This is a genomic window from Arthrobacter sp. A5 (assembly GCF_051131705.1).
Classification (GTDB): Bacteria; Actinomycetota; Actinomycetes; order Actinomycetales; family Micrococcaceae; genus Arthrobacter_M.
Genome location: NZ_CP180316.1, coordinates 2,755,962 through 2,768,314, shown reverse-complemented (window position 1 = coordinate 2,768,314; position 12,353 = coordinate 2,755,962). Strand labels below are relative to the sequence as shown.

General features: G+C 60.3%; 7 protein-coding genes. 3 read left to right on the top strand and 4 right to left on the bottom strand.

Annotation, left to right across the window (positions count from 1 at the left end; all coding sequences use genetic code 11):
* Nucleotides 1-7: 7 nt before the first annotated feature.
* Nucleotides 8-1,360 (bottom strand): endonuclease/exonuclease/phosphatase family protein, encoded by a 1,353-nt coding sequence (locus tag ACLLJI_RS13070; protein ID WP_434612888.1) that lies wholly within the window; start codon nt 1,358-1,360, stop codon nt 8-10.
* Between the two features lie 1,057 nt (nt 1,361-2,417).
* On the opposite strand from ACLLJI_RS13070, the gene ACLLJI_RS13065 reads away from it, so the two are divergent.
* From ACLLJI_RS13065 to ACLLJI_RS13055, 3 genes are all read left to right on the top strand, one after another.
* A complete protein-coding gene (locus ACLLJI_RS13065) occupies nt 2,418-5,024 on the top strand; it encodes a fibronectin type III domain-containing protein (protein WP_434612886.1) in 2,607 nt (868 codons plus the stop codon).
* 631 nt (nt 5,025-5,655) lie between these two features.
* Nucleotides 5,656-6,438 carry a hypothetical protein gene (locus ACLLJI_RS13060; protein ID WP_434612884.1) on the top strand — a complete coding sequence of 261 codons (783 nt, stop codon included), beginning with the start codon at nt 5,656-5,658 and terminating at the stop codon, nt 6,436-6,438.
* 139 nt (nt 6,439-6,577) lie between these two features.
* A complete protein-coding gene (locus tag ACLLJI_RS13055) occupies nt 6,578-8,881 on the top strand; it encodes a putative transposase (RefSeq protein ID WP_434612882.1) in 2,304 nt (767 codons plus the stop codon).
* On the opposite strand, the gene ACLLJI_RS13050 is transcribed toward ACLLJI_RS13055, so the two are convergent.
* The 3 genes from ACLLJI_RS13050 to ACLLJI_RS13040 all read right to left on the bottom strand — a co-directional run bounded on the left by ACLLJI_RS13050 (nt 8,878) and on the right by ACLLJI_RS13040 (nt 12,215).
* Nucleotides 8,878-9,060: a hypothetical protein gene (locus ACLLJI_RS13050; RefSeq protein WP_434612880.1), complete on the bottom strand. Its 183-nt coding sequence runs from the start codon at nt 9,058-9,060 to the stop codon at nt 8,878-8,880. The genes ACLLJI_RS13055 and ACLLJI_RS13050 overlap by 4 nt on opposite strands.
* 112 nt (nt 9,061-9,172) lie before the next feature.
* Nucleotides 9,173-9,862 carry an IS3 family transposase gene (locus ACLLJI_RS13045; RefSeq protein WP_434612878.1) on the bottom strand — a complete coding sequence of 230 codons (690 nt, stop codon included), beginning with the start codon at nt 9,860-9,862 and terminating at the stop codon, nt 9,173-9,175.
* Between the two features lie 43 nt (nt 9,863-9,905).
* Entirely contained in the window at nt 9,906-12,215 is a 2,310-nt protein-coding gene (locus ACLLJI_RS13040) for a putative transposase (protein ID WP_434612876.1), read from the bottom strand.
* Between the last annotated feature and the right edge of the window lie 138 nt (nt 12,216-12,353).

Below are 12,353 nucleotides of genomic sequence, written 5' to 3'. Positions count from 1 at the left end.
TATTGCTCTATGGGAGCTGTACCGTTGCCCGAATCATGTTGTGATCGGAAGGAATAGTCCCCACGAAATTGCCATTCGAATCGGCGTTCACAACCGTCCGCCACTCAGCGACGCGCATTTTGGATGTGAAGATGTAGTCCAAATATGTTCCATTGCCGTCGGCATTCCGTGCGTTCACCTGGCGCTTGAAGGCGTTGTAACTGTCGTAGTTTGCGCCGACAGTCTTCTCTGCCGTTGCTGCTCCGCTAGGCACATCCGAAGCATAAGTGTTGCCCAGTGGATCGATGTAGCCCGCCGCAGTCATGACGTCGTAGGGAGCGTTAGTTGGAGCAGTCCACTTATGGGAATTGAAGTCCCCAGTCACCAGGACGGGCAGATTTTCCGTGTTTCGTTTATTGATTTCCGCAGTTATAGCCTGAGTTTGCGCGGTTCGTACATTCTGGTAGTCGGTGCCGCCGCCCGGGTCCAGATGGGCATCGCCAACGAAGAACTTCTTGTTTGTCGATTTCTGTGTGAAGATTCCCCACGCGAGATAACGCGCATTGTCAGTTTGGTTGATGGAAGGTAGCGCCACCGATCCCTGGCTCACAAGATCCACAGTCGCTGAGTTGAAGAGAAGTTTGGTTCCCTGGGAGGCGCCCTGATCGGCATAAACGCAGTTGGTCGGCGTCGTGTCTTTGACGCAGTTGTTGCGTTTGGTGTTTGTCAGCTTGTAGACCGTGCCGGCCGCCTGGAGGCGTTCCTGCAGGTCCTCAAACTGCGACACGCCGCCCGGCCGGGCGTCGTCCTTGAGCCATCCTTGAGAGGCCTCCTGTACTCCGATCACATCCGGCATCTGGGATTGTATGGTGCTGACGACTGCTGCCCTCCGGTCAGCCCACGGCAGCTCATTCGCCGCGCCCGCAAAACAATTGGCACATTTCACATTGTAACTCGCCACAGAAAGCGGATTGCTTACCGGCGCAAGGGCCGCTGCGGCGTCCGTCTTGGCCGAAATGGCCGCAGAGTAGTCAGTGAGGTTAGTGCTGCCGTCGGCTGAAATTGCCCTAACACGTAGGTAATAGGTAGTGTTAGACGCAAGCCCGTGAATATCCGCTGATACAGCCGTGAATCGGTTGTAGGCTGACTCGGAAAAGTCTGGTTTGGTCGAATACTGGACGCGATAGCGGCTCGCGCCGCTGACCGAATTCCATGAAATGGATATTGATGTACTAGTCTTAGAAGATAACTTGAGTCCGGATGGCGCCGTCGTGGCGGCATTGGCGTGGGATGTCCCTGTTATGAGAAGGAGCATCGCTGCGATAATGAACGCGGCGATTATTCGACCGCCGAAACGGGCCCCGTGTTTGTTCGTTTGCATCTATACCTTAAGGTAATTAACCCTTCTAAAGGTTACTGAGACCATTTAAAAGGCGCGAGTAGGCAACATTGTTGCTTAGGGACGCCACAGTCTTTCAGGCCGGACGTAATATTACAAATCGGCAACGACGGGATGTGATCAACTTCATATCCGGGCTAGGGCGGATCCAGGAACAACCGCGGGGTGGACGCATTACTCTGTACCGAGCGCTCATTGCTGAGCGGTAGGCTCGTCAGGAGCTCTTTGTGAGCCTCAGGCCGGGCTGGATGGTTGCGAAGGCTCAGGCTGGGCCCATGACTTTCCATACCCCGTTGATGGTCGCAGTTGAGAGGACGACTATTGAAACAGAAATTTATTGTTCTGGGTCTCGCGCTGTCCGCCGTTGTCCTGGCCAGTTCTTGTTCGGCGGCTACGCCTCCGGGGACAACCACCTCTGGGACGTCGCCGGTGCCCAGCGCCAACGGTTTGGCGATCGCTAGCGCAGGGGCCCCAGCGAATGGAACGGCCAGCACGATACCCCCGACGGATGCGACCGCCAGCACGATACCCCCGACGGATGGGCCAAGTATTGCGTCTGCCGGAGCAACCGCCGGTTCCTGGGATCCGACGCGCCACCCCGACCGGACGGTTAGGCAGTACGACGACGATGCGCTGACACCGGAATACCCCATTTGGGAAGCTGGCAAGGCCTGGAAAATCCGGGGAGCCGGATATGAGCCCAACGCGAAGGTCGAACTCGAGTTTCAGCCCACAATTAGCGGCAAAGACACAAGCGCGGAAGCGGACCAATTTCAACCGCAGCCCGTTGGCGAGCCGCTGGTTATCAGCGCGGATGAAAACGGCACGGTTTCTGTCCTGGTCTTTGTTCCCTTGAGTATGCAAGCGGGCACGTACTCACTCACGGCCTATGCGGGTGACATAGCATCTTCCACGTCCCTCGAGATTGTCGCCCCGGCCTGACGGGATGATCTGCCGTGTATTTCGGCAGACGACGGGAGGCCGTTGGATAATGCGGACGTGCAGGTAACGAATCTTCATCAGCTGCCGATAGTTCAGCATGGAAGTCTCGCCAGCAGACCAAGCACTACTAAGCGCTAGTCTGTCCTGCTCGAACGCAAGGTCTCAGATGAATATCTCCCACCGCCATATTCGCCCTCGGACGGGGCCGCTCTTTGTCGCCGCCCTGGCCCTCATATTGCCCATTTTGATAGCGGCACCGCAAGCCAACGCGCTAAGCGGCGGCGCCCTGCAGAGCGAAACCATTGCGGCTCCGGTGTTTGTGGTGCCGGGGGGGTTGAAGTCGACGGGGCAGACGGATCAGTCGATTAGTTTGGCCTGGGTTGCGTCGGCGAATGTGCCGCGTTACCGGGTGCAGGTGTACAGCAAGGCCGATATGAGTGATTCGGTGTTTTACCGGTTTGAGAGTCCTGTGGCGGAGATTCGTGGTCTGGTGAAGGGTACGGCGTATCAGTTTAGGGTGCGGGGGATCAGTGCTGACGGTTCCGTGAATCTGACGGGGTATTCGGCGCCGATCACGGTCACGACGGCAGCGGCTCCGGTGTTTGTGGTGCCGGTGGGGTTGAAGTCGACGGGGCAGACGGATCAGTCGATTAGTTTGGCCTGGGTTGCGTCGGCGAATGTGCCGCGTTACCGGGTGCAGGTGTACAGCAAGGTGGACATGAGTGATTCGGTGTTTTACCGGTTCACTGATCCGGCTGCTGAGATCCGCGGGCTGGTCAAGAGTACGGCGTATCAGTTCCGGGTGCGGGGGATCACCGATGATGGTGCGAATCTGACAGGGTATTCGGCGCCGATCTCGGTCACGACGGCTGCGGCTCCGGCGTATGCGGTGCCGGTGGGGTTGAAGTCGACGGGGCAGACGGATCAGTCGATTAGTTTGGCCTGGGTTGCGTCGGCGAATGTGCCGCGTTACCGGGTGCAGGTGTACAGCAAGGCCGATATGAGTGATTCGGTGTTTTACCGGTTTGAGAGTCCTGTGGCGGAGATCCGCGGGCTGGTGAAGGGGACGGCGTATCAGTTCCGGGTGCGGGGGATCAGTGCTGACGGTTCCGTGAATCTGACGGGGTACTCGGCGCCGATCACGGTCACGACGGCTGCGAGTCCGGCGTATGCAGTACCGAGCGGCCTCAACGCCTCGGTAACCAGCCACAGCTCGATCAATGTCGCCTGGAATCCCGTAGCTAACGCCCCCGGATACCGGGTGCAGGTGTACAGCAAAGCGGACATGAGTGATTCTGGGTTTACTCGCTTCACAGGAGCGTCAGGGACTATCAACGGGCTTAAGCCAGAGACGGTGTACTTTGCCCGGGTCCGAGTTATTGGAGCGGCAGGTGAGAACCTAAGTAGCTACTCCCAGACGGTCTCCTTCACCACACCAGTGGACCCGTATCCGACCCCTGCGGGACTTGCAGCGACCTCCACATATCGGACAGTGGATCTGACATGGAAGGCGGTGCCGAACGCGCCCCAGTATCGCGTCGCCGTGGCGACACGCCCTGACATGTCCGATGCCACGTGGCACCGGTACGCCGGGGTGACATCTGCGGAGACGCGGGGGCTAAGCCCGCTGTCCACCTATTACTTCCAGGTCAGGGTGATTGACGAGGCCGGGGAAGCTCTCAGCAGTTACACTCCCGTACTCGCGGTGACAACTAAAGCGGAACCGCCGGCCCCACCGGAGCTGGTCAATCCCCTGACGGTCGCGAGCTACAACATTATGTGTGCCAATTGCGTGCCAGAGGACGAAGACAATCCGAATGCGCTGCCGTGGGCAGACCGGCGGGGAGCCGTCGTCGACACCATCAAATCGAAAATGCCGGACATCATCGGCATCCAGGAGGCATCTCAAGCCTGGCTCAATGAACCTGGGTACAAGGGCGGGATCTCCCAATTCGAGGATTTGTTGCAGCGCCTAAACGCAGCGGGAGCCCCTTATGTACCCACTAATGACAAGCGCAATAACTGTGCCAACTCGGTCACGCCGACAGAATGCGTTTACGCCGACCAAGGTGCATCACAGGGAACGCGGATCTTTTACAATCCCGCTACCGTCGAGATACTTCGGTCGGGCTCGAAGGCCTTGCCGATGGGTAGCATTTCCGAAAACCAGCGCTACCTCGCCTGGGCGGTTGCGAAGCAGAAAAACACGGGAAAATTGTTCTTCTTCGGAGATACCCACCTGTTGTCGGGCCAAGCGGACGGTTACTACGAACTTCGCAAGCAGCAGGCGGACGCAATTGTAGACATCATCAAGAATGAGAATACCGATGCTCTGCCGATATTGATGACGGGTGACTTGAATTCCAGTAAGTGGCGCGAACCGTCAAACGCACCATACGACGCCTTCACCGCGGCTGGCCTCATCGACCCCCTCGGAAACGATTACCTGCAGGAGTTCCCCAGCATGGCGGCGACTGCAGAGCGCCGGATCCACACCGACCTGAACAGCTGGAATGGGCTGGAATACACACCGCGCGCCAACCAAAACCCAGCAGCCACTGGCACGTACATCGACTACATCTTCACCTCGAAGATGCGGGTGGGCGAGTGGGAAACCGTCGCCAATCTCGACGCAGCGGGGAATTACGTTGGGACATTTCCATCCGACCATAATATGATCGTGGCGAAGGTCGGCTTGCCTTGACGCTGTCGCTTGCCACGGGCATGGGACCGTTGTAGCCCGTTTTTTGCCACTCTCATGGGACTACCTGTGTAGCCAGCCAAGGGACCACCCGGCGCGCCTTGCCGGGAAGTCGCCTTAAAGCCTGTTGGATCGTCGCGTCAGTGTTGTCGACGAGGAGGTCAATGGGGATGGGATTCTAGGAGGTCAGCGTGGTTGACATCAGGGAAGCGCTTCGAGTGCGGCTCGAAGGGGCCGGTCTGCGGACCGCGGCGGAACGGGCCGGTGTGAATCGGAAGACGGGCCGCCGCTACGTGGAGGCCGCCGAGGCGGCCTGTCCGGCACGCCCGTCGCGGGTCTTCGGCGTCGAGGTGCCCCGCCGGCCAGGACGGCTTCGGCGGCCTGGTAGGCATCGATGCGATCGGGCTTGCCATGCAGGCAGCGGTGGGTGCAGTCGGGCCGGTTGATCTCCCGGATATCGAAGCCTCAGGACTCCGGACACAAGGTGAGTCTGTGGGGATGACTTGCTTGTGATTCCGGTGTTTTTGTTGTGTGGCTGACTGTTAATTGCTTACCTGATGTAATTTCCTACCTGATGCGATAAAATCTAAGGTATAAGATTTACCGTTTGGGGCGGGGTGGGATGATGGGCACGATGACTGCTCAACTGCCCCTTCCGACCCGGTGGAGGTTCCCGGTCCCGGCGACCGAGGAAACCCGGGTCGCCGACGCGAACGGTGCACCGGTGCTGGTGGTCATGGCCGAACCCGGGGCCGCGCTGACCGGGGAACTGCGCCGGCTCCTGCCGACCCTGCGATTGATTATCGGCGATGACCGCAGGGTCCTGGTCGGTTTCGACCGGGGCGGCTGGTCCCCGGCCCTGTTCCAACACATGAGCGGGCAAGGCTTCGATGTGCTGACCTGGCGCAAGGGCACCACCGGGGACATCGACGACACTCTGCTCACAGAGGTCGCCCACACGGACGACCACGGACAAACCCGGTCTTGGCATGCCGCCGACACCCGGGTCGAGGTCCCCATAGGGAGCACCGGGGAAGTGTTCGCGATGCGCCAGATCAGCCGCAAGGTCAACACCCCGGGCGGCGGGTCCCGGCAGATCCACATCCTCACCACCGACACCGACATGCCAGCCGGGGAGGCCATCTACCGGATGGGAGCGAGGTGGCGGCAGGAAAACTACTTCCGCTACGCGAGGATGCGCTTCGCCCTGGATTCCCACGATGCCTACGCCAGTACCCATGATGATCCGGAACGGTCGGTGCCGAACCCGGCCAAACGCAAGGCCCACCAGACGGTCCTGGCCGCCAAAACCCGCTACCAGAAGACCCTGGCCGACACCGACGCCGCGCTGCTGGCCGCCCGGACCCCGGCGCCGGGAACGGCCACAGTCTTGATCACCAATGCCCAGGGCTCCTGACATAGCTGATGATTGAGTGTGTAGCTTTCGCGTAATTCCGGTGTTCTTGTTGGGCTGAAACCTGTTAATTCCGCCTCAGATACGATATAATTTATGAAAGTAAACTATGCGGGCGGAATGGGGTGGAATGATGGCTTGGATGACTGCGCAACCGCCTCTGCCAATGGCCCCCGTCGCTGCTGCCTGCCCGATTGGTGCTGCCGTCTCCCTCGTGGAGGACGATGAGGGCGGGAAGGTCTTCCTTCACGGTGAACTGGCCTACGTGTGGGTGCCCGGAGATTCAGTAACTCGCCGCTTCGCTGCCGTGAACCTGATGGAGCTCAAAGCGGCGGTCGTGGAGGAGATTGCCACCGCATTCAAGGTCGGCGCGGTGACGTTGTATCGGTGGCGCAAGCAACTGGCCACCGAGGGTGTGGCCGGTCTGATCCTGGAACAACGCGGCCCGAAGGGCCCGTCACGGTTGAGTGAAGACATGATCACTGAGATTGTTGTTCTGCGTGAGTCCGGAATGAGTCTGCAGGCCGTCGGAGACGCGGTGGGTGTCTCCGAATTCAGCGTCCGCCGTGCCCTGGCCATCACCAAGGAGCGAACCACGGCACCCACCGAGGCGGCAGCAGTGAAGGTCCCTGCGCTCGTAAGTCCAACACCGACACCGGAAGCGGCACAGCCGGCATTGTGGCAGGAAGAATCCGCCGATCTGCCCGTGTCGCCGGCGCCGACGGAACGCCGCAGTGAGCGGTCAGCAGCCCGTGCCGGTCAACTGGTGTGCGCTGCCCCGGTGTTTGCTCCGGCGGCGAAAGTGCCGTTGGCTGGGTTGTTTCTGGCCTTGCCCGCGCTGGAGCGGACCGGTCTGCTCGCCTGCGCGAAGAACACTTTTGGTGCTTTGCCGGACGGCTTCTATGGGCTCGACACGATGCTCCTGGACGCTGTTCTCCGCGCCTTGCTCGGGGAATCAAGGGCCGAGGGCGCGACCCGGATCAACCCCACCGATCTGGGAAGGGTGCTGGGGATGGATCGGGCACCGGAAGTAAAAACGATCCGCCGCAAAACAGACCTCATGGCCGACACCGGAAAAACCGGGGAGTTCCTGATCGCCCTGGCCGAACACCACCTGAACCCCGGGAACGGAAATGATCCTGACGGTGAGGAGCTCCTTGCCGTTCTCTATGTGGATGGGCATGTGCGTGCTTACCAAGGCGCGAAGAAGATCGGGAAAGTACACTCGACCAGGTTGAAGTTCCCGACCCCGGCAACGGAGGAGACCTGGGTTTCCGACTCCCACGGATCCCCGGTATTCGTCGTCATGGCCGAACCGGGTACCGCCCTGACCAAGGAACTACGCACCCTGCTTCCGGCCTTGCGGGACATCATCGGGGACCAGCGGCGAGTACTCGTCGGGTTTGACCGTGGCGGCTGGTCCCCAGCCCTGTTCCAGCACATGGAAGCGGCAGGTTTTGATGTGCTGACCTGGCGCAAAGGCACCACACCACCAATCCCCGAAGACCAATTCAGTCCGGTTTCCCATCGTGATGAGCACGGTGAAACACGTTCCTGGCTGGCGGCCGACACGATGGTTGATCTGCCCCTGCCCGCGACCGTAAAAACTGGTGAACTGTTCCGGATGCGCCAGATCAGCAGGATCGTTCCCGCACGAGGCGGCGCCACACGCCAGATCCACATCCTCACCACCAACCAGGAGATGTCCGTTGGTGAGGTGATTTACCGGATGGGTTCACGCTGGCGGCAGGAAAACTACTTCCGTTACGCCAGGATGCATTTCGACCTGGATTCCCATGATGCTTACGGCAGTACCGATGATGACCCGCACCGCTCGGTGCCGAACCCCGCGAAGAAGGAGGCCTACAAGACAGTCCTGGCCGCCCGGGCCCGCTACCAGCAGGTATCAGCCCAGACGGATACGGCGATGCTGGGCCTGAAAACACCCGCACACGGTACCGGGGGCATCATCGTCACCAACGCCATGCACAACGCGATCAACGCACCCCTCTTCGCCGCCGAAGCCGCTCAAGATACCGCGGAGGCAGCTCACCGGGAGATTCCTGCCCGGTTGCCGTTAGGTGGACTCGCCCCCGGGCAGCAGGTCCTCGATACCGAAGTCAAACTGATTACGCACGGGATCCGGATGGCCGCCTACAACACCATGATGACCCTGGCCAGGGAAATCCGCACCAACACCGGTTACGCCCGCGCCACCGAAGAAGCCCACACCCTGACCAGGTCAGCGCTGAACACCAGCGGTGACATCGACACCACGACCCCGGGCTTCCTGACCATCCGGCTGAACCCACTCCCCACAGCAAGGGCCAGCAAAGCCATCAGCGAGCTTTGCGAACACCTCACCGCCACCGAAACCCGTCACCCAGGCACCGACCTGATCCTGCGCTACACCGTCAAAAACAAAGAACCAACCAACAAAAACTAAATCGCTATGTCAGGAGCCCTGATGCCGGGCACAATGCGATCACCGCGGACCTGTTCACCGCCCAGGCCGCCCTCGAGGCGGCGCAGGCGGTGCATAAGGACATCCCGGCGCGGGTGCCCCTCGGGGACATCGCGCCGGGACAACAGGTTCTGGACACCGAGACGAAACTGCTCACCCACGCGATCCGGATGGCCGCGTTCAACACCGCGTCCACCCTGGCGAGGGAGATCCGCACCAACACCGGCTACGCCCGCGCCGACGTGGAGTGTTCCCGCTTTTGTGGACTCGAGATTAAGCCGCGAGTTCGTGAATTGATTTATAGCCTAACTCATATTCGAGCGGTGTCAAATATCCGTTAGTTGAATGACGGCGCCGCGTGTTGTAGTAGCCTTCGATCCAGAGGAATGTTTCTCTACGGAGGCGTTTCAGGTCCGGCCATGGTTTAGTGTGAATGAGTTCTTTCTTGTAGGTTGCGAAGAATGACTCGGATACGGCGTTATCGTAACATGTCCCGGTCCGTCCGAGAGAGCGTATAATTTTGTTATTCACCCAATATGTGGCGAATTCATTTGAAGTGTATTGCGTGCCGCGGTCTGAATGGAAGATTACCGGTGCCGGCGGTTGGCGGCGGGTGATGGCCATATCCAGGGCATCGGTGACCAGAGACGTGCGCATGTGGGTGTCCAGGGCCCAGCCGACCAGGGCGCGCGAATGCAGATCGATGACGGTGGCGAGGTAGGCCCACCCGTCCCAGGTCTTGATGTAGGTGATATCCCCGCACCAGGCCGTATTGGGCTCGGCGGCGGTGAAGTTGCGTTTGATCAGATCGGGTGCGTTGACCTTCTCCTCACCGGGAACGGTGGTGACCTTCCACGCTTTGGGATGACGGCCTTGCAGCCCGGCGACCCGCATCAGCCGGTGCACGCGTTTGGCGCTGATCCGCCACCCCTGAGCGGTTAATTCCGCCCAGGTCCGACGCACCCCGGGGTTGCCGTCCTGGGTTCAGGGCTCCTGACATGGCGATTTAGTTTTTGTTTGCCTGTTTGGTGTTTTTGATGGTGTAGCGCAGGATCAGGTCGGTGCCCGGATAGCGGGTTTCGGTGGTGGTGAGGTGGTCGCACAGCTCTCCGATGGCTTTGGTTGCCCGTGCGGTGGGGAGCGGGTTTAGCCGGATGGTGAGGAAGCCGGGAGTTGTGGTGTCGATGTCGCCGCTGGTGTTCAGTGCTGACCTGATGAGGGTGTGTGCTTCTTGGCTGGCGCGGGCGTAGCTGGTGTTGGTTCGGATTTCCCGGGCGAGGGTCATCATGGTGTTGTAGGCGGCCATCCGGATCCCGTGCGTGAGAAGTTTGACCTGGGTATCAAGGATTTGTTGTCCGGGGGCAAGCTCGCCTAGCGGCAACCGGGCAGGGATTGCACGGTGTGCTGCCTCCGCCGCATCGAGAGTAGCTTCAGCGGTGAAGAGGGGTGCGTTGATCGCGTTATGCATGGCATTGGTGATGATGATGTCCCCGGCACCCTGGGCTGGTGTTTTCATGGCCAGCATCGCCGCATCCGTCTCCGCCGCGACGTGGTGGTGGTGGGCGCGGGCGGTCAGGACTTGTTTGTAAGCTTCTTTCTTCGCCGGGTTCGGCACGGAGCGTGCCGGGTCATCATCGGTACTGCCGTACGTGTCGTGGGAGTCAAGGTCGAAGTGCATGCGGGCGTAGCGGAAGTAGTTTTCCTGCCGCCAGCGTGATCCCATCCGATAGATCACCTCACCCGCCGACATGTCATCGTTGGTGGTAAGGATGTGGATTTGGCGTGTGGCTCCGCCTCGGGCGGGGACGATCCTGCTGATCTGGCGCATGCGAAACACTTCACCGGTTGTCGCCGTGGCGGCCAGGGGCAGGTCGACGATCGTGTCGGCCGCTATCCAGGCCCGTGTTTCGCCGTGCTCATCAGTGTGGGCGGCCTGAACGAACAGGGTTTCGGGGATGTCGCCGGTTTTGCCTTTGCGCCAGGTCAGCACGTCAAAACCGGAGGCTTCCATATGCTGAAAGAGGGCTGGTGACCAGCCTCCCCGGTCAAAGCCCACCAACACCCGCCGCTCGTCCCCGATGATGTTCCGCAGGGTGGGTAGCAGGGTGCGTAGTTCCTTGGTCAGGGCTGTGCCGGGTTCTGCCATGACGACGAATACCGGGGCGCCGTGGGAATCAGAGACCCAGGTTTCCTCCGTGGCCGGGGTCGGGAACTTCAACCTGGTGGAGTGCACCTTCCCGATCTTCTTGCTTCCTTGGTAGGCGCGAACATGGCCATCCACATACAAAACAGCCAGAAGCCCACCGCCGTCAGCGTCCTCAGTGCGGGCGCCGTTGGTGGGGTTGAGGTGGCGCTTGGCCAGGGCTGTCAGGAATTCGGCGACTTTGCCGGTATCGGCCATAATGTCTGTTTTGCGGCGGATTGTTTTGACTTCCGGGGCCCGATCCAACCCCAACACCCGTCCCAGATCGGTGGCATTGATCCGGGTGGCGCCCTCCGCCCTGGATTCCCCCAAGAGAGCGCGTAGAACAGCGTCAAGGAGCATGGTTTCGAGTCCGTAGAAACCATCGGGCAACGCGCCAAAGACTTCTTTCGCACACTCCAGTAGCCCGGTGCGTTCCAATGCGGGCAGGGCTAGGAACAATCCAGCCAAGGGGACTTTGCCGGCCGGGGCAAATACCGGGGCCGCACTGACGAGTTGGCCTGCCCGCGCAGCTGAACGCTCGGTACGGCGTGCCACCGGTGCCGGCAATACCGGTAACTCGGTGGTGTCTTCCTGCCACAATGCCGGCTGCACGGCGTCCGGTGCCGGTGCTGGTTTTACGGGTTCCGGAACCGTCGGCGCTGCCACTACTACAGCCGCGTCGGCGCGTTCCTTGGTGAGCGCCAGGGCGCGGCGAACACTAAACTCGGAAACACCCACCGCGTCTCCGACGGCCTGCAGGCTCATGCCGGACTCCCGCAAAACAACGATCTCAGTAATGACCTTTTCGTTCAAGCGTGAGGGACACTTCGGGCCGCGTTGTTCCAGGATGAGCCCGGCCACGCCCTGCGCTGTGAGTTGCTTGCGCCACCGATACAACGTCACCGCACCAACCTTGAACACCCTGGCAATGTCCTCTGCAACTGCTGCCTTGAGCTCCATCAAGCTCACCGCTGCGAAGCGGCGAGTCACCGAATCTCCGGCCTCCCATACATAGGCCAGTTCGCCGTGAATGAAGACCTTTCCGCCCTCATCGTTCTCCACCAGGGACACGGCGGCACCCAGCAAGCTGGTGGCGGTAGGAGCCATGGGCAGGGGCGGTTGAGCAGTCATCAAAGCCATCATCCCACCCCTCCCGCACGACTAGTATACTTCCATAAATTATATCGTATTTGGGATGGGATTAACAGATTTCATCCAAACAAAAACACCGAGATTACGGGAAAGACTCTCACTTAAGCAACAGCCATG

Coding starts and splice junctions, on each gene's coding strand:
- ACLLJI_RS13060 (WP_434612884.1), top strand. CDS start 5,656: ATGACTGCTCAACTGCCCCTTCCGACCCGGTGGAGGTTCCCGGTCCCG.
- ACLLJI_RS13065 (WP_434612886.1), top strand. CDS start 2,418: ATGGAAGTCTCGCCAGCAGACCAAGCACTACTAAGCGCTAGTCTGTCC.
- ACLLJI_RS13070 (WP_434612888.1), bottom strand. CDS start 1,360: ATGCAAACGAACAAACACGGGGCCCGTTTCGGCGGTCGAATAATCGCC.
- ACLLJI_RS13040 (WP_434612876.1), bottom strand. CDS start 12,215: ATGACTGCTCAACCGCCCCTGCCCATGGCTCCTACCGCCACCAGCTTG.
- ACLLJI_RS13055 (WP_434612882.1), top strand. CDS start 6,578: ATGACTGCGCAACCGCCTCTGCCAATGGCCCCCGTCGCTGCTGCCTGC.